This window comes from Cupriavidus sp. GW823-FHT07A04 (genome assembly GCF_058794615.1).
On sequence record NZ_JBXAHA010000012.1, the window covers coordinates 1 to 21,797 of the forward strand.

Sequence of the window (21,797 nt, forward strand, 5' to 3'; positions counted from 1 at the left end):
GCCAGCATGCTCGCGTTAGCTCATGGGTACGACATTTCTATTTGGCTCAAGTACGACATTACTATTTAGCCCTGACACCAACAGCGCGCATAATGCTTCTTATGTTAAATCATGAATATTCTAAATCCACGCCTGAGATACTGACCGCCTGAACGTCCATAGTGCTCCAACATAAAAGTGCGCACGAATTCGTCAGATCTGGTCCGAAAAGTGACTCTACGATTTCTTTTGAGATCTCGTGCACATCATTCCGCAATAGGCCCACGCTGCCGCATTCCGTGCATGCCTTTCTGCCCCCAACGCACTTGCATAGCGTGCGAAAATCCCCCGTAAGCATGATTCTTGTAGACCGCCGGCGGGCCTCGCCGCTCTAGACCTCCGATGCTGATATTCCTGGATACCGAGTTCACCAATCTCACAGACCGAAAACTGATCAGCATCGGTATGATGTCGGAGGATGGACAGCACTCTTTTTACCGAGAACTGCGGGATTTCGATCTCGACAACTGCAGTCCTTTCGTACGAGCAAACGTTCTACCCCTTCTCGGGCATTCCCCCGATGCAGCCGTCGAGAGTGCAAAACTACCACAAGATGTCAGGCAATGGCTCCACACCCTGCCCCGCTCCCTAACCATTGCCTGTGATAGTGACTGGGATTGGGAAATCCTATGTGAGATCGTAGGACGTCCCCTCCCGGCAAACATCGCTGGGAAATTTGATCTGCGCCCGCTCATCGACACGACTGTTTTCCACAAGGCCGTATGTAGCTATCACCGTGGTTGCGATCAACCATGGCATCACGCTTGGCACGATGCGCATGCCCATCGAGTAGGCTGGCTGGCCTGGAACGATGCCCGCAGACGAGCGAAGCTGTCTATCTAGACGGGGCGCGCCGTATCCGAGCAATGCGTGCCAGGCGTGCCGCGGCCAAGAGGTCGACGCATGGTCATGTCAGGCACGAGACACAGTGACTGGTAGTGGCAAAATTGGGTGCGGCACCTTGCCCCCCCTCCCGTGTCGCTGCACCAATAACTCAATCACATAGTGCGTGCCACGCCGGGCAGCAACGCATGCGCACACTTGACTAGGAGAACCCATGAAGGAACCGAGCCCTGACGATCTTATACGCCAGTTGGCAGACGAGTTTAAGAGCCAGCAGCGCGGCCTTATCGGACAGATGTCGCTCAAAGACCTAGTGATTATTGTCAGCCGCGATCTTCGAGAACTGAACCAAATACTCAGCCGTCCCACCGAGCAGCAGCAAAGCATCCGGGCATCCGCAGTGGCGGCGCTAGGCCTTGCATGCTTGGTCCTATTTTGGACACTGGGGGTAAATCGACCGGACAGCGATTTTCTGAATGAATACAACGTCGAGATCACCGGGGTCGGGCTCATGGCAGGAGTTCTCGCGGTGCTGCTGGCCGCAGAAGGCATGCCTCTTGTCAAAGCGGTCATTGGCTCTATACCTTGCCGAATTGCGATTGGCTTTTTCTTTGCTTTAATCGTGGTGACCTCCACTGCCAATGCGAACGGCGCGCTCAACCAAGTGCTGGGCGTAGATGCGAGCAACGCGCCGATTGCTCGCGTACTGCTGACGGCCGCTCTAGTGCTGAAGGCGATGCAGCCATTCTTCATAATACTTTTCGTTGCAGCGACCATCCAGCTCGTCTTATTGATACGCGGCGCAATCAGCGTCCTCCGTGGCGACCGCTCGCTCAGCGACATCTCGGGATCGGCCATTCTGCTGATGTTCTGCTGCATCGTGCTCAGCGTTACTTACGCCAAGCTCTTATTCAACGGCCTCAAGGATGACGCGCTTCCAGTGACGGCCTATGTTCTCGCGCATAAATTCGACTTTAATGATCGCGCGTTGTGCCTTGACGGGAGGTTTGATGCGCGAGAGGCGCGACATTCGAAGTACCTGTACGTCGGCGCGAATCAACAGAAGGTCTTGGTTGTCCCCAAGCTTTCTACCTCCGAGCTTGGCTCGTGGTTCTTCATGGATTCCGAACTGGCTCTGCGACTGGGTAGCATCCAGCCGGTGTTGCTCGATTGCGCCGGCACGGTCCCTGCCGTTGCGCCTTCGGAATCGATCTCGCACGGCAACTGATCGGACAAGGTTGTACGTGCGCACCACGACTATTTGTATATCATGGTGCCGTCTCCGTCTCCGTCTCCGTCCCGCCGAAGCCATAAGTAAGTGCTTTGCGCCGCGCGATACTGCTCAATTGAACTGAAACAATGCAACTACCTGATATTGATTTCGCGTCAATCCGCCTTCACCGTAAAAGTCAACCAAGCGCCTTTGAGGAGCTATGCTGCCAACTCGCCGGCGACGAGGAATTGGACCAGGAAAGGGTGAGCTTTGTCCGCAAGGGCCTGGGAGGTGACGGCGGGGTCGAGTGCTTCGCTACGCTGTCCGACAGGACCGAGACGGGCTGGCAGGTGAAATACTACTGGGATGTAGCAAGCGCGATCAGCTCGCTAGATGATTCCTTGAACAAAGCGCTCGTTAAGCACCCGAAAATGACTCGTTTCATCGCGTGTCTTCCCTTTGATCTGTCGGACTCACGCAGAGACGACGTCAAGACAGCGCTGGAACGATGGACGACGTGGAAGGATAAGCGAATCGCCAATGCAGCTTCGTCCGGCCGGCAGATCGAGATCGACCGTTGGGACGCCTTTGAACTCAAGAAGCGCCTCACCGCTTCGACCGCAACTGCAGCAGGCCGGGTCGCTTACTGGTTCGGTCAATCACTACTCACCCCGGAATGGTTTCGCAGTAGCTTTGAGCGGGCGCGTGCGGGACTTGGCGAGCGCTATAGCCCGGAGAATCACGTTGACCTTCCTATACGGCGCGTGATCGAGGCAACTGCACTAGATACTCGACTGTACAAAGATCTGGCCGACTTCAGCCAGGCGATCGCACAGTCACTTGCGAGGACCAATAAGAGTGACTCGACTGCTGTCAATGCTTGCGAGGCTGCGGCACGCGAGCTGGCTCAGGCTGCCGAGGTGCACGGCAAACCGATTCCCGTCGCCGCGGTACGAGAGGCGGTTTCGGTAGCGCGAAACGCGGTTTTGCCGTGGGATCAAACTCAGAGGAACGCATTTCCCCCCGACCATCCCAACCCGCAAGCGAGTGCCATCTCCAATCTGTCATCGGCACTCAATAGCGTTGCTCGAGAGTTGGCATTTCCGCATTGGGACCATGTCAGCACGCGAGCACTGCTGGTGGTCGGTGAGGCCGGCTCGGGTAAATCGCATCTCCTGGCTGATGTCTGCGACCACGCCATTGAAAGAGAGCGTCCTGCCGTCATGGTTCTGTCCGGAAAACTACCGGATGCCGAGCCATGGGCAGAAATTCTGAAAGATCTTGGCTTACCGCGCGATCTTTTGCCGGAAACGTTCCTCGGGGCGTTGAACGCTGCTGGGCAGACCTTGGGAGCCCGGGCGCTCTTGATGATCGATGCCCTGAACGAAAAGAATGGGCTGGCGATCTGGCCCGAACGCCTGGCAGGGCTGGTGCATGACGTAGGCCGATTTGAGTGGATTAGCCTGGTATTATCTTGTCGCTCGACCTACGAACAAGTCGTAATCCCTGATGAGTTGAATAGCGATAAGCTCCCACGGATCAAGCATGAGGGATTTTCCGAGCGGCAGGCGCGCCAATACCTTAAAAAGCGCGGCATAAGCTTGGCAGAGGAACCCAACTCGGCCGAGGAATTTGAAACACCTCTGTTTCTTCGCATTTGCTGCGACGCGCTTGCATTTGACGGCCAGACGGTTCTCACGCATAGCCTCGGCGGCGTAACAGAGATCTTCAATCTCTACACCAAGGCCCTCGTCAATCGTGTGAACAAGCAGATCGGCGCTGCTGCTCAGCGTCGCTTTGTCGAGCGCGCCATCAGCGCCCTTGCGCAAGAGATGGCTGACACGGGACGCGAAGAGGTACCAAGTGGCCGGGCCTACGATCTGATCTCAGAGTTCTTTCCTGCCGTGGTTTCCGCTGAAGAGGACATTCTGTTCCAGCTTCAGAACGAAGGCTTGCTGAGCGCGCAGCCGTCTCAGAAGAATAAAGACCAGGAGGAGTACCGATTCACGTTCCAGCGCATGAGCGACCACGCCATCGCAAGTAGTCTTCTCGATCGCAGCATCGAAGATGGCAACGTCGTCGCAGCCTTCTCCGGCGACACGGCAGTTCGTAGAGCAATGGCGGACGCATTCTGGTCACCGTCGGCAGGGGTAATTGAAGCGCTTGCCGTCCAACTGCCTGAACGATTCGGTATTGAACTGAATGACATGCCAAACCTGTCGGATGTGTGGGGCTTACCCGAAGCATTTGAAGCGAGCCTGTTGACCCGCAACCCCAATAGCCTTAGCAACCGGACGTGGGAGCTGATCGAGCAAGTAGGTGGAAACGAGCTTCGATACGAAACGCTGGTCGCCCTATCAACGGACCCCGGACAAGACCGTAATGCGGAGTATCTTGATGGCGAGTTGCGCGGAATGTCGATGCCGCAGCGCGACGCCATCTGGTCAACACACTTGGGCACGCATCGGAGGGCAACGGAAAGGCTCACGGATTGGGTGCGCGAGGCCGATCAACTTGCAATCCACTCGGAACGCGCAAGCTTGGCGAGTCTTCAACTTTGCTGGTTCCTGACAGCATCGGACCGATCGATACGCGACACCGCCACAAAGGCACTTGTCGTGCTTCTCGCCGGCCGACCGAAATTGGCGGAAGCCCTATGGACCCGCTTCAAATCGCTCGACGATTCCTATGTGACAGAGCGGCTGGTTGCAGCCATCTATGGCGCATCGATGCAGGGACGCTGGAGCGCTGAAGACCTTTCTTCCCTAGTTATGATCATTCATGGCGACATTTTTGTCAGTATCGGATTTCCAGCGAACATTTTGACTCGCAGCTACGCACTTGGCCTCATCCAATTTGCGAAGAGCAAAGCAGCGCTTCCTGACAACGTTGACGCCAGTCCGGCCAATCTAACTTTCCGGAGTCCATGGCCGATAGAGTATGTCACCGAAGCACAGATCGAGTCCTACGAACGCACCTATCGCGGAAACTCGAGACATCGCGATGAGATCGTAAGCTCGACCGTCTTCGATGGCGACTTTGCTCGCTATCAGATTGATCCGACGCTCCGTGATTGCAGCGTCGCAACCAAAGCGTCTGGAAAGGTCCCCACTGATGCGCAGCTTGCTCAGGATTGGTTTGAAAGGTTTCGCAGCACGGCGTCGCAAGAAATGCTTGCGGCCCATGATGCGCTCGTAAGCGCCATGTCAGAGGGTGCTGATCGGAGCTATGCGGAAAGGCGTGACATCTCCGATCGGGCGAAATCCGCTTTCCGGGCCGCCGTCGGCGAAGTGGTATATGCCCAATGGAGCGCGGAAGCGTCGAACTGGCGAGAAGGCGGCATGTTTCAACAATTCGGAGATCGGCGCGATAACCCTGCAGGATTCAATCTCGCTTGGGCTCGGCGCTGGGTGTGCAAGCGCGCCCATGACCTCGGATGGTCTGAAGCGCTGCACGGCGCCTTTGACTCATCGATCCGGAATGATCGCAACACTCATCAGGTCGAGCGAATTGGCAAGAAGTACCAATGGATAGCGTTTTATGAGCTCTGCGCCAGGATGGCAGATAACCTGCAGCCTTTGCCAGGGCGGGACGCCGCAGTTGACATTTTGCGCCTGCGCAACATCGATCCGTCTTTACTAGTGGCACATACCGAGGACGACGGTTGGCGGCACTTTGAAGAGCCCAGCTTCTGGGTTCCCCCGCAACCCGAGTTGCCACCCATGACGCTCGACGAGGCCTTGGAGTGGCTTGGCGCCAACGTGGACTACGTTGATGGCGAGGACAACATCGAGGTCACCAACCCCACCGATGACAAACATTGGCTTGTGCTCAAGGGGTTCGAGAGCTGGCGTGGCGGAAGCAAGTCCGTAAAGCTGGACACCTGGCGGCGGATTGCGTGTTTTGTCGTCCGGAAACGCGATCTCAAGAAGACGTTGGGCCTAATAAAGCACAAACACTTCCAGGGCGACGACGATGTACCGTCGGCTCGCAGCGCCGGTTTTCACTCATATTTGGGCGAGCATCCGTGGTCATGGCGCGCAGGAGATGAGAAGGTCGACGACGAATGGATAAAGGGCTGGAGCCCGCTTCGCTTTGACGATGCGGTCCGGGTTAGCATTCGTCCAACCACCGCCACTTATCTCGCCGAATCCGGGGGTTATGACGCCTCAATCACCCAAACCATCAACCTTAATCTACCCGCCGGGTGGCTGATGGACGGGCTAGGCTTGCACCTCACCGATGGCGAGACGATCAGGTATGTCGACAAGGATCAGGTTGTGCGCTTTATGGATCCGTCGGTTGCCGCGACCGGCCGCAGTGCAGCGCTCATCGATCGAGAGGCCTTCTTATCCTTTCTGCAGAAGGATAATCTTGTCGCAGTCTGGACACTGGCTGGCGAAAAAAACGTGTATGGCGAAGCAAGTCGTGGATTCGGCGGCCGATGGACGTACACCCGCGTCTTCCACTCGCTTGGCTCCAAAATCGTTGCGCTCGAGCGCTATCAGACGCACGATGCGCCTGATGATAACCAACTCGCCGCGCTACGAACTGCAGCCGGCAATATCGACAACAACGATAATGACGGAGACGCTGACGATGATTGGACGGCCCTTGCTGACTGCGGCGGCAACTAGAGCGCCGATCGTAGATTGCGCCCTCGCACGTTACGCCGCGCCGCTACTACCCAGTCGACCGCCTTCGTATAAGGTAACAACCGAATCTTGCGAGTCACAATCGGCTCCTCGAACGATGAGCCGATCTAGCTTCAAATGCACGGGAGGCCGAATCGATCGGCTCAGTAACCGTAAACTTCCTGCCGGCGCTTGAAAGCCTTTTGACTGCCTTCAAGAATCGTGCACACAAGGTCTTTGGTCTGGCCCGTATCAATCGAGCCGCGATCCCTGATCACGGACACTTCGCTTGCGCCGCGCAATGGGATAATCAGTTCAGCATCACCCAGGACTGCAATGTTTGGGTTGTGCGTGACGATGATGACTTGCCGGTGCTCCTTGATACTGCGAAGCGAGCGCACAACGGTTTTGTAGATGAACTCGCCGTCCAGATTGTCCTCTGGCTGATCGATAATCAGCGGCACGCGGCTCTTCGAGAAGAGAAGCACCGACAGGAGGATGGCTTGTTGTTGACCAAGCGACAGCTTGGCAAAGTCGCGGACTTGATGGCCTTTGGTGCCGTCGGGCTTGTCAATAACCCGCGTCACCTTGATCTCGGGTCGATCATCAAAGGCGATGCGCTCTAGCGCGCTTTTGGCCCCCCAGCTTCCAAGCCTCTCGATGATCTCTTGCGCATCGGCCTTGGAAAACAGACGGTTCCCATCGCCGTCGCTCAACCCTTCGAGCGCCGAGAAATTCTTGGCATTCACCGCGGCCAGAAGTTGACTCGCCGACAGCGCGGCGGCAATGACCGAGGCGCGCGGAACCTGCGAGGTTCGCCAGTTCATAGTGCTCTTGATCAGCTCCTGCAGAGCTGGAGATAGCAAGCCTTCATGGAACTGGATCTTGACCTTGTAGTCCACCACGGCCGCGGCGAGATTGATATTCATCGTCGTTGCAAAGGCTTGGCGCGCATTAAATATCTTCGCGCGTACGCCAACGCGCTCGCTAAGGAGGCGTTTGCGCTCCTTTTGCGCATCCAGCAGCTTCGGTTGACTCTTTCTTAGCAGAAGCAGTCGTGCCTGCAGATCTGCCGCTTCCTTTGTGACCTTGCGGATAAATGCCATGTCAAGCCTGATGTTCTGCTTTTCTAGCTCCCGTCGGATGGCTTCGATCTTTTCCTGGGTTTCTTTTTCGCGGGCGATCCAGATCTGAAGCTGCGCGGCTACCTTGTCATTCGCATCGAAGACCATCCTCTTGAACTGTGCGGAGAGGCCTTCTATTCCGGTTGCGAGCCCCTCGACAAGCGCCTTCACCACCTCAAACTCGGCCTTTCCAACAGCCAGACTATCGCCGTCGATATCAGTCGTCAGCTTGCGAAGCTCGCTACCAGCCAAGCTGGTCGTGATGGAGGCGAGAAGATCATCCAGCTTTCGTTTCAGGTGCTCGCGAAATTGACGCTCCTTGGCAAGCTTCTCCTCCAGGCTGACCACCTGGCTGGCATTCTGCATCTTCAGCGCCGCGACCTGCGTATCGACAATACCCTTCGCCTTCTCCGTAGGTACGATCTGACTGATATTGGCCTGTAGGGTCTCGATCAGGCTCTGGTTTTCCAGAATCCCGTCGCGCAGGACTTCGTCCTGCTCACGCAAATCGCCGTAATCGATAAAGCCATCCAGAAATCGCAGGAGGATTGCAGGATCGGTATCGCAGTGCTGAATCGTGTCGGCCGTCTCTCCCTGCCCGTAACTCTCAATGGCAACTGTCGTCGGACCGTCTGGATTACCGTTGACGACATCGCACAGTTTGCTTCGGGTTAGCGTGTGCCGTTGGCCCACTTCATCCTCGTAGACCAGAGAGATAGCGTCTGGCCAGACTTCGGAATCCACAATGGTGCCTTCTGTTGCGTTACCGGATGCGGCACGAAGTGACTCAAGAAGGGTCGACTTTCCTGCTCCGCGTCCTCCGATGATGCAAGTCAAGTTCGGACTGAAGTGCACAATTTGATCCTTCAGGAAACCGCCCTCGAGCTTCATACCTACGAACTTCGGTATGGAAGCAGGAATCAGGTCTTCCAGGCGCACGCGTGCAGCCGGATCCATCAGGGCAATACGCAACGATCCGAACGTCAAGGCGTCCATCTTTAGCCGGGTCAACTTCTTTTTGCCGCTTGCATTGCGACCCAAGGCGTTGAGATTGTGAGCGTCAGAGGACATCACCTTTGCGAGATCCACGCCCTCTTCTAGCCCGAGGGTCTTGCAACGGATTACGATGCAGTTGCGTCGATTTACATCCGCGTCGTCGTGAGAAAACCATGCATTGTTCGAGGCGCTCGCGATTTCCAGACCCAGGAGATTCTGGCAGTCGAATACCGCCTGTTTGAACGCATCGAACTTCGGGTGGGCCTTTTCAATGCCACTGTCCAGTTCGATGTGCGCGCATATCCCAAAGCCATTGAACTCTTCGGCGAATTTCAGGCACTGGGGGATGGTGTCATGGCAGGCCTTGTAGTCGTCAGAGATTGACAGCTTTCCGAAGAAACGCTGCAGCTGGTCAGCTGTCTCAAAGTAGACGAGCAAGTGCCCTTGTGGCGTGGACAGCTCCACCCCAGGCACGACAAGCAACTGCTTCCCTTCGGCATATTTCAGCGCCTGACGGACGTTGCCGATCCGGTTGTGATCAGTAATCGCGACGAGATCGAGTCGCTCAGCTATTGCCGTGTCGATAATGCCCTCGGGAGTCATCGTCGGGTCCTTCACGTCGTAGGAACCGTTCTCGCCGAATGAGTGGATGTGCAAGTCCGCGCGGCGGAACTGCGCCCCGTTCGACTTGTTCTGGATTTCTTGCAGCAGGGACACCTTTTCCTTCTCCTCTGGGTGGCATCTGGTCAATCCGGCCCAACCCGTGTAGCGTGACAACCTTAACCGTCGTTTCTGAAGTGCAAAGATTCGCCGCCTCAGCGGCTCGAAAGGTCCACCGATCGTAAGGCTGCAGCACCTGCAACACTACGCCTTGGACTTTCACGTCGCTCCGCTCAATATCGAGCACAGCCACGCTCTCTCAGGTCGATCGGCAATTTCCGCACAGCGCGCTGCCGTCTGGGACCCACCAATTGGTGGGGCTTTGCGACAAGCGCCACAGTTGGTTCGCTTTTTTGATTCCTGGCCATAATTTTCGCGAGGGTGCGAACTACGCGCACACCTGGATATATAGCATTATTCTTATGGAAAACTGGCCGTTGGTCATTTTCGCCCCTGCCGACCGATCCCGGGTATTCGCCGTGTTCTCGACGCCCGCCGAACTCGACCACCTGTAGCATGCGGTAACGCCCTCGAGCGCAGCCGTTGAGCGCTACCAGCGATTCGGCCAAAATATGGAATCGCCTGCCATAATCTCTGTGATTATATAGAAATAAAAGAAACACTGCACTTCGATATAAGCAGGTTGAAGCGCACTAGAATTGGTCAGGGCCCGTGTCGCTAGGGAGCGGAAAATGCTGCCCCGATTTGACACGCCCGTTTCATCTCATCGCCATGCAGGTAGATCGAGGTGGTCGAGATCGATGCGTGGCGCAAGTTGTCCCGAACGGTCGTCAATTCCGCGCCGCGTGCCAGCGCATGGGTCGCATGGGTGTGGCGCATCCAATGCGGGCTCGCCTGTCGCAGCTTCTCGGCCGCGGACGGGTGATCCGCTCCGATCAAGTCCGCCGCTTGTCTGAAGAACCGCCGCAGCACGCCCCACAGGCGCGTGCCAGTGATGCCGCTGGCTGGATCCTGGCCAAGGCCGCCGATCAACGGAGTATGCGGGTCCCAGCGCGCCGGCGTGACCGGCAGACCGCGCTCCACCAAGTGGCGGTCGAGCGCCACGCGCGCCAACGGTGGCAGCGCTACCTTGCCCGCCTTGGCCCCCTTGCCTACCAGCTTGAGCCAATGGTCGCCATGGGGATCGCATTCAATGCCACCAAGCGCCGCACCGACGAGTTCACTGGCGCGCAGGCCCGTCGCATAGCCAAAATCCAGCACAAACCGCAGCCGCTGTGCTGCCGGGCCCTCCCAGCCATAGGACCACTCCAGCCCGTCGGCAATGGTGCGGATCAGCAACCATTCGCCTTCGGTGAACGCGTGGGAACTGTCCAGCGCTGCCGGCCGCCCGCCTCCCCGCACCTTGATCCCGGCAAACGGATTGGCCAGCACATAGCGCTGCTGCACCAGCCAGCGGAACATCGCACCCAGCACCGACAAGGCATGGGCGGCCGACCGCGCCGACAGCCCGTCCGTGAACGGCCGCCAGTCCGCTGAGGTACGGGACCGGGGTGGCCCCACCCAACGCTCCCGGGGTGTCGGCCGCCGCAGGAAGCTGCGATAGGCTGTCGCATCCTCCGTGGTGAGCGAGGACAACGGCCGCTGGCGCTCGATAATCGCCCAGAGGATTAGGCGTTCCGCTTCCTTGCGATAGGCACGCTGGGTCGCCGGCGATTCGTGCAGCGCCAGCCAGGCTTGGACGGCCGCGTAGTCGTTGTTTGCATTGAGCGTGCAGGTCTGGCGCGGCGCCCGGAACTGTCCCTGTGAGCCGTCGACCTCGTGCGGCAGGCGCAACTGTTCCCACGGTACGACAATGCCGCGACGCTCCTGGGCGATCAGGGCACGGGCGCGCTCGGTCAGTTGCGGATGCCGGGCGAAGAAGGCTTCGATCCGCCGGGCGCCGGCCGCGCCCAGGCCGGGAATGGCGGCCCACCAGCGGCGTCGGCGCGGCACGCGCACCGTCAGTGCCGCCAGCGTGTCGATCCCCTGTGCCCGCAGCGCAGCCACGGTGCGCGGCGCCAGCCACAGGCCGATGTCGTCGCTGATGGCCGGCGTGGGGGCCGGCAACCTCCGTATTTGCTCGATCGCTTGGTCGGCGGCCCTGCCCTGCGCGGCCCTGTCGGCCGCGGGGAATTCGAACAGCTCGGCCAGGTCCGCGCGCTGGCGATCCCGCGCTAAGGTGGCCAACCGGCGGCGGATGCGTCCCAGCATGCTGCGCGACGATTGGCCCTGTGCCCTAGCCTCCCCCAGGTAACGCGCGACGGCTTCCCGCGTGGTCAGCCCAGCATGCCAGGCGCGCAAGGCGGCGAGCGAGGCGGCGTCCGGAAAGCCGGATGGCGGGGTGGTTTCAGGAGCGTTCAGGGCGAGGCGCGTTTTCATGGGCACCAGTTTAGCGCGACTATGATGCTATTGTGATAAGGATACTTATCGTAATAGAAGCTTCGAAGATCGCATCCTTATGTCTCAAGGCCGCTCAAACTGACGCCCGTGGTGAGTCTGGCGGGATGCAGCTTCCAAATGTCGCGCAGTAGTCACCGTCCGCCCCCAGCCGGATGCGGCCGGTCGCTTCGAACGGAGCGGATGTCCACAGACAGGTGGGGACGATGGCCGGCTAGGCTATAGCCGACGCCCCTTCCCCGCCAGTTCTGATGAGTCGACCAACAACTCCTCGCGCTGAAGATTCTAAAGCCGGATGAAAGCCGGCCGTCAGCTAAGCTCAAGCCCAGCGGAGACGGCGTCGAGCAGAGTCGCACGTGCCGCTCGCCATTGATCGGCGATCGCGTCATAGCCCGCGACTGGCAGGCGCTGATTCGTGCCAAATGCCTGAAGAAGATCGAGCGCGCTGCCGCGCACCTCGGGGCTGAGCTTGCCGGCCGCCGCCAAATAACGGGCAAAGCTGCCGGCAATACTTGGATCGACGTCCCTCCCGATCCTTGCGCTCAGCAAGCCTTCGAGCTCCGAATCCCGCTGGAGCCGTTCCTCGACCGCCAGATTGGTGATCTGCTGCGCATCGAATTTTGAACGCCGCTGCCGAGTCACCATGGCCTCAAGCAACCTGCAAAATGCGGCGCTGTCGGCACGGCAGGCCGCCACATGCACGGCGACCGTCCAATCGGCGAATTCATGACCGAGCGCGTCGAAATCGATGGGAGCCGGCAGTTCCTTGGTGTCGGGCGCGAAGATGGCGAGCGGGATCGCGGTCGCAGTATCCCGCATACCCTCAAACCGCTGGACAAGCCGCTGACGCACACCCGCATCGCCAGAAAAGTTCTCGCGCAGAATGAGGCCGATATCGGCATTGACCATCGCGCGGTCGTTGCGGTGATCACGGCTGTCGAGCGTGTCCCAGCAGCGCGCGAGCAGAAGCTCGCTGCGGGGACGCTCGGCGGCCAGCGCCCGCAGCGCTTGCGGGGTGAGCGGAATCTTTCCACGCTCCGCGAGCGCGAGGAAAGCCGCTCGGGCAGCGGGTGAGGCACCTGGCGCCGCCGAGAGTATCTCGGCGAGCCTGCTGTCGTGGCCGAACGACTTGAACCGCCCAGGCAAACTCTCGCCGAAGACCTCCTCGAAGTCCGCAAACCGCTCGCAAACCAGTCGCTCGACCGAGGCGATGCCATCAATGACGCCCCCGGTCGTCTCGAGCGCGACCGGCTTGCCGCAGTCCTCAAGCGTAGCCAGCGCATCGAGCGCTCCGATTGTCACCAGCCCGGCGAGCGCGGCGGCGCGGACGGATTCATAGTCGCTGCCGACCGCGACAGCCTTGGCGAGGAGCACTTGCCGAGCCGCGTCGTGCGCTTCCGGCGGCAGGGCGCGGTAGTGGGCGATGACCATGCGTGCGCGCAGTTCGGGATCAGTCTCGAGCATGGCCTGGCCCAGCACCGCCTCGAGCGCCGTCCCAGTCGCGCCGGTCACGGCGACCTCAACGACTTGCGTGCGCAGATCGATCGGTAAGGGCACCGCTGCGTCGAACAACGCGGGCGCGAACTCGGGGTCGTTCGTGTAGCCAGCGGAGATTGCCGCAAGCGGCCCGTTCGCCTCGCGAACGCGCTCCAGCGCAAGTGCTCGGACGTTGGCATGCGCGCCGAACGCGCGGAACAGCGGATAGGACGCGTCAAACGTGCCGCGTAGCTGCTCGGGAAAGGCCAGCATCGCCGCTACGGCTTCGTTGTCGGCAGCATCGCAGCCGCATGCCTCCAACCCGACGGCGAGCAGGTCGCGCCGCGTCTCTGCGCGCATACCCATGCGAATCAGCCGTTCGCGCGCCACTGCCCTGTCGGGCATGATCTCGGGAATCAAGGCAGCAAGATCGACTAGATCCTCGTCGGCGCTATCGACGAGCGCATCGATGGTGGGCTTGACCTCGGGATGACCGCGTCCCCAACCGGCAAGCAACGCGCTCAACGCCCAATGGCGGTCGAGTTGCCTCTTCTTTTCGCCCAGAACCTCGATCAGCGCAGCCGCGACCGACGGATCGGCAACCTGCGCGACGTAGCCCGGCATCTTGCGCATATTGATGAGCCGGTTCTTTGGCTCGCACCAGTAGGCGTTGGCGGCGCCCCGGATCTTGGGATCGGCAGCGGCGAAGCGGCCGACCTGCGACCAAATCCGCGTCCCGCCCAGTACGTTGAAGGGGAGGTCGCGGCCAAGCTCAGCGAGGATCCAGGCGCAGACATCGATGCGGTCGACTGGCGACTCCATAAGGTAGGCACTCGCGACATCGTGTTCCCAGGGCGAATTGAAGTTGCCCGACACGCGGCTGAGCGCGCTCTCGACTAGCGTTTCGTCGCCGCTCCAGTATTTCATCAGCATCGCCGCGGCGAGTTCGCGGTGCGGATAGGATACGTCCGACCAGAAACTCTGGCCGCGTAGCACGGCATCGCGCGCCTCGTCGGTTGCCGCACCTGTCGCTGCGAGCCCAAGGATTCCGACCAGACATAGATCCGCGTTGTGCGAGTGCCAGGCTTCCTCAAACAATGGCGCTGCCTCGGGCACGCCCGACCAACCGAGCGCCAGACTCTCAAGTAGCGCCGCCGCCGATGCCAGATCACGCGTACGGGCCAGCCCGTCGATCAGCCGCTGACAGGCCTCGGCCGAGGGCGAGAAGGCCTCGGCATAGGCGGTCGCCGCGGCACGCTGAACGCCGCGGTCCTCATCACACATCGCCTGGAACAGAAAATCCTGGAGCTGTGCAGTCGGCTGCCATGCGCCTAACGTCCCGACCAGCGACGCGCGATAGGAAAGCCGCGCAGGCAGCCAGCGGCCGACCCGCCGCTCGACGTCCGCCTTGAGCGTGGGATCGGGGAGACCTTTCAGCGCCGATGCCAGCGCCTCGCGGCGGGCCGGCAACCAGTCCTCGGTCTCGACCCGGCGCATGGTCGCGAGCGCCAGCCGCTTGGCTGTCGCAGTCGAACGTATCGCTGCACCGAACGCGATGTCGCCGAGCAGAACCTGGCGATGGAAGCGCGCGAGCTCGTCGGAGTCAGGCGCCTCGATGATCGCGACCAACCGATCGAACTCGTCGCGCCGTTGGATGCGGCCGAGAAGATTGGTGATGACATTGCGCCAGCGCCCCTCGCCGGCATGCGCACCCACGAACGCCTCGATCTCGCTAAACGGCCAGCCGCCGATATGCTCGGCGCCGAGGAACTCCTCGAAGCTCGCATGGACGAACCCGACCTCACCGGGCGCCTTCTCGACGATAAGCCCCTGGGTCTCGGCATTGACGGAAAGAATCTCGCCTGCCGCCGCAGCAGCATCGGCGTCAGCGAGATCGAAACCGTGCGGCGAGGCAAGATAGGTGCGCAGGACATTGCGCGCGGCGACTAGTGGCATGCCAGCACCGCCCGTCTGCTCGCGCACCGCGAACGCCAACCGGGCGATCGCCGCGCGCCTTTGGTCGGGATCGGTCGCATGGCGGAAGCGCGGCTCGGTGTCGCCAGAAGCCGTCGCGCGGCTGCCGGGATGGACCTCGAGCAGGACGCGCACTAGCTGGTCGTAGATGTCGCCCCTGGTGCGCGGAAGGATTTGGCCGCGTAGCGCTAGGGTTACAAGGCCGATCAGCAGTAACGGCGCCGCGGCGAGCGCGCCCAGGTTTGCGTCGCGCGCCAGCTCGGCCATGAACCGCCCGGTGCGCAGGCTTGCGTCAGACAGGCCGGTGCCGTCCGACGCGGCCGCAGCGTAGCGCGCGAACCAGCGTCCGGCGATGGCGGCCTGCTGGGCGGCAGACAGAGGCGCGACAGTACCGCGCTTCCAGTTGGCGGGAAGAGCGCCAATGCGGCTTAGGCCCCGGGGCCGGCCGGAGACGATTACGGGAACGTCATGTGCCTCAACGGTGGTGACGAGCGCGCTTAGTGTTGCGCGGGCGGCCTGCTCGCTGCTCCACTCATCGAGACCGTCGATGAGCAGTAGGACGCGCTGATCGTCGATGGCGCGATCGAGCAGATCAACGATAGAGTCGGTGAGAAACTGCTCAAGCGAGCGCCGGACAATTTCCTTGATACCAATCGGATTGCCGTCGCGGGCGACCTGCGAGGACCAGCGCGCGAACGGGAGGTAGACGGGGATGTGCTGGCCCCAGCGCGCAGCAAGCTCTGGGAAGTGTGTCTGACCATGGAGCAGATCGAGCGCGACGACGCGCAGCAGGGTGCTCTTGCCGCAGCCGGCGTCGCCGATCAGCACCAGGCGTTGACCGTCGCCGAGCCATTCGACAAGCGGCAGGCGCCGCATGCGACTGTTGGGGGCGGAGTCACTCGGCCTAGTGCCGTCGGGCGCCGCGATCAACGGCGAGCCTGCAGAGCCGCTGGCGCCCCGCTCGCCCTCGGTCCCGGCGATATCGGCACGCTCGAGGGGGCGCGCGGTCTCGCGCACCAGCATGTCGGGCTTAAGGAACCGTTCGAGCAGGGTCAGTGCGGGCCGCCCGTCCTCGTCACCGATCGAACCGAAGCTACCAGGATCGACGAACTGGAACTGTGCCTCATAGACGCGGGCAAGCTGCGCGCGGACACGCGCGAAGGCAGCGCCGTCGAGCCGGGCGCCGAGGCCATCGGCAACGTCCTGTCCGAGCAGCGCTGCGACCCAAGGGCGCCCAAAAAAATCGTCAACGAGCACCGGCTGGCCGCGCAAGCGCTCGGTCAGACCCTCGCCGTCGAGCGCCACAAAGGCGATGCCGCGCGCCGTAAGCCGTGCCGCCTGGCGCTCGATTTCCTCCTGCACCGCAATCGAGCGAAGCGGCGCCTGCACGGCGATGGTGAAGCGGGTGGCACGCTCGGCCCAATTGCCCGTGAGGAACAGGTCGACCGCATCGCGAAGCTGGGCCGCGCCGAAGCTGCGATGGCGCTTGGCCTGAAGGCAATGATAGCGGCCATCCGCCTGGCGCCCGAAAATGTCGATACCTTCTTGCGCATCGCCCTGCCTCCCGTAGCGCGCGCAATGTTCGACATCGCCGTCGAGCGCGGTCAACCGGTGGCAGAGACGCTCAAAATTCTCCCAGCTCAGCGCATCGAACGGCAGCAGTTGGACGCGCGTGGCGACGGGAAGCATTGAGGGCACCACGTCGGGCGGGCCGAGCGCGGCAAGCGGAACAAGGACAGGCGACGAGGTGGGCATCGCCACATTTTGGCATCGCGACGCGCGCCACGCCAGTCCTCATTCCTTACGTCCCGGTCTGCGCCAGCGGCCCTGCGCCAGCGGCCGAAGTTCGGTGCAGACACCGAGAGCCAGATAGGTATCGGCGCTCTTGCAGATTCACTCGAATGGGGGGTAGACAAGCCGCTAAAAAATGAACAATAAAGGCGAAGATCAGATTTCCGTTCTCCAGCGTAGCGATAGTTCTGCGATAGCCGTCTGCTCTTCGCTAGTCAATCAACAACGCTCGATCTCCTACTGCCCATTGCTGCCATCAAGCCATGACCCCTTTCGCCAATATCGCTCAAACCACGCCCACCGGCAATGCCATTGCAGCGGCAGTGAGCCAGGGCTACGCGCTCGGCGAAGTTTTGGACTGTGAATTGCTGCGGCGCGGCTTTAACCACGTCTATGGCCTCCGCCTCATCGATGGGCGCCGTGTCGTGGCACGACTGTGCGCCAATCGCCCACGCGGAGCACCCAACACTGACTACGAAGCAGCTCTGCTCGCTCATCTAAAGGCGGCCGGCGTGGCCGTCGCCGCCTCATTGCCGACTCGATGGGGGGCTGCGGCCGCCTCGATGGCCCTGCCCGAAGGCACGCGCACCTTGATGCTGTTCGAGCATCTGGAGGGAGACCCGCCTGGCGATGCCTTGGCCGACATCGAGGCAACTGGCCGCGGCTTAGCGCTGCTGCACCAAGCCGGTCAGAACTACGACGGCCCGGTTAGCCGCTACGTGCTTGAACTCCCGCACTTACTTGGCGCGTCGGTGCAACGCTTGTGCGCCGCACCGACGATGGATGAAGGGCTGCGCGCGGATTTCTCCGCTATCGCGCAACGACTGGATGAGCGCATTGCAGCGATGCCTGGGCTAACTCGCGTGAACTGCCATGGTGACTGCCATGGCAGCAATAACTTCATGACCGATGGCCCAGAAGGGGCTCGTATCGCATCGTTCTTCGATTTCGACGATGCTGGCCCTGGTTGGCTAGCATACGAACTCGCTGTCTACCTCTGGGCCATGCTGCCACGTACTGTCGGCACTGAACTGGACTCTCCAGCCCGCGAGCGGTGGCGCCACTACATTGCTGGCTACCGTAGCGTACGGCCGATTGAAGCGACAGATTTTTCCGCTATCGCGTCTTTTGTCGCCGTACGCCATTTCTGGCTTTTGGCCGAATACGCAGGCCGTATCGATGTTTGGGGGACGCAGACGATGCCCAGAATCTGGCTGCGAAAGCAGGCCCAGTTGCTAACGGCATGGGAATCACTGCAGACACCGCAATGAGTAGCGAAGGCTCTCCATTCGCTGGGCCAAGTCGAGCGCCGCGGTCACGTCCATACGTTGGCACATCGGTTTGGCTAGTGTTTTCACAATGTCATTTCGCGACCGTCTTGCCGAGAAACTGGCGCACTGCACTGGCGGCCCCGGCGCTAGCGTCTGCGTCCGGCCGATAGCGTCACAAGGTCCACTTGGCAATTGACCGGCTCCAGCAGCGGTCGTTCGAGCGAACGTCGACGAATGTCTGGACGTGGTCAACTGGATCGTTGACCGTTCTTTGCCTTCCCATCCCAACCGGCGCGTCAGTGGGTCGTTGTCTGCCAGAGCGAGTCACTCTGGCCAGGCTCAGCGACCTGGATCTGCGCGAGCCGATTGTTGCCGGAGTTGAAGCAGTATTGCGGCTATACGCTCAAATATCCGTTCCGTTGAGAGTTTAACGCACGAGTGAGTCAGCATAAGGATTCATCCCGGCATATAGGGCAGGATTGGTCTGCGATGTCTGCTAACTCGAACTTTTGCGTCCGAGGCGCCTCCCCAGTTAGAAAGATGGGCGGAGGCGGATGCCTGCAGGAAAACTAGAGGATGGAGACTGCCCAATTTGTCGCGAAGCTCCGGATGCTCATACTCGATGAATCTCGAGAACGACACTGCCGCTTGCTCAACGAGCCTACGAATACCTCGGTCGCTGTATCTCCGCCGACCGCACAATGCACTCTTGCGTGCTAGCGGGGGTAGTGGTTGATTTGGCAGGAATCCCAGTACGGGGCCAGGACGGTCATCGCGATCACGCCAATGAGCTACCAAGGCCTCGCGTAGCCTAGGGGTTATGGAAACGTCGCGCCTTTCCCATCTTGCCGATTGACAAAGAGCGTACTGCAGTTCGCATTGTGAATTCCATCACGGTTCAAATCGTCCTCTTCGAGCTCCAAGGTTCTTACCTCCAGTCTCGCGACGTCCTGACAGCGCATACCGGTTTCCGACAACAACAATATGGCAGCTCGCCAGAGCCTCGCTCTGGCGCTATTGTGAGATTCGAAGTCAAGCCACACATTCATCGCGTCCCATGCCTCTGCATGCATGGGATGCGATACCTCCGCCAGTACACCAGTTTCGACTTTAGCTCGTTTTGCGGGATCGGCGCTTCGAGTTTCGGATTGGACATGATAGGCGCTATCTCGTTGAAATTGATTGAATTTATTATGGACGTAATTTCTTGCCTCCGATCTTCACATGGGCTGAACTACACGGAAGCTATGGAGTTAGGTATTGCTCGATTCGCGAATTTATTATTCAATTATTTTGATTATAGATCCAACCCGCAAAACAGAGACGGCCCGCGCCGATCGTTCGGTACTTCTGTCGATCGCCGAGTTCGGCAGGGGATCCTCGTGAACCTTCACCTCAGCGACTCCAAGGCGGGGCCGCCGAGGCAAGCCTTCACTCCGCGAGCCACGGCTCCGGCGATCGCTCGACGCACTTGGTCATTCGCCAGCAACGTCTCTTCGTTGGGATTGACGATCACGCCCGCCTCAAACAGTACAGCTGGTTGCTGCGCGGTCCGCAGGGCGACCAGGGCATCTCAGCAGTAGATTTCGCGCTGCGCATCGGCCTACGGTCGATTTTGCATCCGCATGATGCAGTGTTGGCCACCGTCCGGGCGCGAGCAGATGATCAGCAATGGCACGCGCACATGTGAGACTGCGGTTGGGGTCCACATTCTTGCACGACACGAACAAGCTGTAGCCAACGCTCATAGTCGTTGTTTTGGGCGAGGCTCTCAAAAACGTCGGGATGGTGGGTTGGTTAATAGCTGCAGTAACTCGCGGCGCCTACCTTCACAACGACCAGAATCTGACCGATCCGCTAGGTCCGCTCGATTACCATGGCGATGCCCTGGCCCACGCCGATGCACATTGTGCACAGCGCGAATCGGCCACCGGTACGCCCCAGCTGGTACATTGCGGTCGTTACCAGACGCGCCCCGCTCATGCCGAGCGGGTGGCCCAGCGCAATCGCACCGCCATTCAGGTTCACACGCTGGTCATCGTCGGCAATGCCGAGCTGGCGCAGCACGGCCAGGCCTTGCGCGGCGAAAGCCTCGTTCAACTCGATCACGTCGATCTGGTCCAGCGACATGCCCAGTTGCTTCATGAGCTTCTGTGTGGCCGGTGCCGGGCCGATGCCCATCACGCGCGGTGCCACACCGGCGGTAGCCATGCCGACGATGCGCGCACGCGGTGTCAGGCCGTGCTGCTTCAGGCCGGCTTCGCTCGCCAGCAGCAGCGCGCACGCGCCGTCGTTCACGCCCGATGCATTTCCGGCGGTAACCGTGCCGTCCAGACGGACCACGCCGCGGAGCTTGGCCAGCGCTTCCATGCTGGTGGCACGCGGATGTTCGTCGCGCTCCACCACGATGGCGTCGCCCTTCTTCTGCGGAATGGTGACCGCGGTGATTTCCTGCGCCAACGTGCCGTCGGCCTGTGCGCGCGACGCCTTTTCCTGGCTCCGCAGCGCCATCAGGTCCTGGTCTTCCCGGCTGATCTTGTAGTCCGTGGCCAAATTCTCGGCGGTCTCGGGCATCGAGTCCACGCCGTAGGCCGCACGCATCGCCGGGTTGACGAAGCGCCAGCCAATGGTGGTGTCGAAGATCTGCGCATCGCGCGAGAACGCGCCAGCCGCCTTGCCCATCACAAACGGGGCGCGGCTCATGTTTTCCACGCCGCCGGCGATCATCAGGTTTGTTTCGCCCGACTTGATCGCGCGCGCCGCGGTACCGGTGGCGTCCAGTCCCGAACCGCACAGACGGTTGACGGTCGAGCCGGGCACTTCCTGGGGCAAGCCAGCCAGCAGCAGCGACATGCGCGCTACGTTGCGGTTGTCTTCACCGGCCTGGTTCGCGTTGCCGTAGATCACGTCGTCGATAGCTGACCAGTCCAAGTTGGCGTTGCGCGCCATCAGAGCCTTCAGAGGCACCGCGCCCAGGTCGTCCGCGCGCACTGCGGACAGGCTGCCGCCGTAGCGGCCGATGGGAGTACGAATGGCATCAACAATGTATGCGTCGCTCATGACGTCTCTTAGATTGAAGTGTTTAGTTACAAGATTGGTTGGCCATCAGGTCAGCCGCCAAACTACCGGTTAAGGCCGGTCAGTACTCCGGCGCCCTGGCTCTGCCGCTACTGGCCTTGACGCGGAGCACAGCCGACTAGCCCGCCGACACACGGCCAGGTATAAAACCCACGACGGTTCGTCTAATGAGTCTTTGTGTGACATCTCGTTGAAGTGCTCCTGCAGCATCACGCCTGCTTCGATAGCTGAAGCCAGTACCAGGACCTTTTCGGATGGTCTCGCTCCTGCGGCCCAAGACTCATACAACTCTCGAAGGGCT

The 21,797-nt window shown here is 60.5% G+C and carries 10 protein-coding genes; 5 read left to right on the forward strand and 5 right to left on the reverse strand.

From position 1 onward, the window contains the following. Positions 1-381 precede the first annotated feature (381 nt). From AC1Q7Q_RS20980 to AC1Q7Q_RS20990, 3 genes are all read left to right on the forward strand, one after another. On the forward strand, positions 382-882 hold the full coding sequence (locus AC1Q7Q_RS20980) for a hypothetical protein (protein ID WP_492374038.1): 501 nt from the start codon (positions 382-384) through the stop codon (positions 880-882). Between the two features lie 214 nt (positions 883-1,096). Then, positions 1,097-2,110 carry a hypothetical protein gene (locus AC1Q7Q_RS20985; protein ID WP_492374039.1) on the forward strand — a complete coding sequence of 338 codons (1,014 nt, stop codon included), beginning with the start codon at positions 1,097-1,099 and terminating at the stop codon, positions 2,108-2,110. Between the two features lie 131 nt (positions 2,111-2,241). Beyond that, a complete protein-coding gene (locus AC1Q7Q_RS20990; RefSeq protein ID WP_492374040.1) occupies positions 2,242-6,732 on the forward strand; it encodes an NACHT domain-containing protein in 4,491 nt (1,496 codons plus the stop codon). Between the two features lie 161 nt (positions 6,733-6,893). On the opposite strand, the gene AC1Q7Q_RS20995 is transcribed toward AC1Q7Q_RS20990, so the two are convergent. The 3 genes from AC1Q7Q_RS20995 to AC1Q7Q_RS21005 form a co-directional block, all read right to left on the reverse strand. Next, complete coding sequence (locus AC1Q7Q_RS20995) at positions 6,894-9,566, reverse strand: TrlF family AAA-like ATPase (protein ID WP_492374041.1); 2,673 nt, start codon at positions 9,564-9,566, stop codon at positions 6,894-6,896. A gap of 621 nt (positions 9,567-10,187) precedes the next feature. Next, entirely contained in the window at positions 10,188-11,888 is a 1,701-nt protein-coding gene (locus tag AC1Q7Q_RS21000; RefSeq protein WP_492374042.1) for a site-specific integrase, read from the reverse strand. A 327-nt stretch (positions 11,889-12,215) separates the two neighbouring features. Beyond that, a complete protein-coding gene (locus AC1Q7Q_RS21005; protein ID WP_492374043.1) occupies positions 12,216-17,045 on the reverse strand; it encodes an NACHT domain-containing protein in 4,830 nt (1,609 codons plus the stop codon). Positions 17,046-17,410: 365 nt separating this feature from the next. On the opposite strand from AC1Q7Q_RS21005, the gene AC1Q7Q_RS21010 reads away from it, so the two are divergent. Next, complete coding sequence (locus AC1Q7Q_RS21010) at positions 17,411-18,418, forward strand: phosphotransferase enzyme family protein (protein ID WP_492374044.1); 1,008 nt, start codon at positions 17,411-17,413, stop codon at positions 18,416-18,418. Between the two features lie 1,390 nt (positions 18,419-19,808). On the opposite strand, the gene AC1Q7Q_RS21015 is transcribed toward AC1Q7Q_RS21010, so the two are convergent. Further along, on the reverse strand, positions 19,809-19,934 hold the full coding sequence (locus AC1Q7Q_RS21015; RefSeq protein ID WP_492374045.1) for a hypothetical protein: 126 nt from the start codon (positions 19,932-19,934) through the stop codon (positions 19,809-19,811). On the opposite strand from AC1Q7Q_RS21015, the gene AC1Q7Q_RS21020 reads away from it, so the two are divergent. After that, the gene (locus AC1Q7Q_RS21020; RefSeq protein ID WP_492374088.1) at positions 19,890-20,108 is read left to right on the forward strand and encodes a hypothetical protein; all 219 of its coding nucleotides are present in this window, start codon (positions 19,890-19,892) and stop codon (positions 20,106-20,108) included. The genes AC1Q7Q_RS21015 and AC1Q7Q_RS21020 overlap by 45 nt on opposite strands. Positions 20,109-20,275: 167 nt before the next feature. Here AC1Q7Q_RS21020 and pcaF read toward each other — a convergent pair whose 3' ends face one another. After that, the gene (gene pcaF / locus AC1Q7Q_RS21025; protein WP_492374046.1) at positions 20,276-21,478 is read right to left on the reverse strand and encodes a 3-oxoadipyl-CoA thiolase; all 1,203 of its coding nucleotides are present in this window, start codon (positions 21,476-21,478) and stop codon (positions 20,276-20,278) included. Between the last annotated feature and the right edge of the window lie 319 nt (positions 21,479-21,797).

What these genes read in the sequence shown, in the direction of transcription:
- AC1Q7Q_RS21000 (WP_492374042.1), bottom strand. Translation starts at nt 11,888, where the DNA reads ATGAAAACGCGCCTCGCCCTGAACGCTCCTGAAACCACCCCGCCATCC.
- AC1Q7Q_RS21010 (WP_492374044.1), top strand. Translation starts at nt 17,411, where the DNA reads ATGACCCCTTTCGCCAATATCGCTCAAACCACGCCCACCGGCAATGCC.
- AC1Q7Q_RS21005 (WP_492374043.1), bottom strand. Translation starts at nt 17,045, where the DNA reads ATGCTTCCCGTCGCCACGCGCGTCCAACTGCTGCCGTTCGATGCGCTG.
- pcaF (WP_492374046.1), bottom strand. Translation starts at nt 21,478, where the DNA reads ATGAGCGACGCATACATTGTTGATGCCATTCGTACTCCCATCGGCCGC.
- AC1Q7Q_RS20985 (WP_492374039.1), top strand. Translation starts at nt 1,097, where the DNA reads ATGAAGGAACCGAGCCCTGACGATCTTATACGCCAGTTGGCAGACGAG.
- AC1Q7Q_RS20990 (WP_492374040.1), top strand. Translation starts at nt 2,242, where the DNA reads ATGCAACTACCTGATATTGATTTCGCGTCAATCCGCCTTCACCGTAAA.
- AC1Q7Q_RS20980 (WP_492374038.1), top strand. Translation starts at nt 382, where the DNA reads ATGCTGATATTCCTGGATACCGAGTTCACCAATCTCACAGACCGAAAA.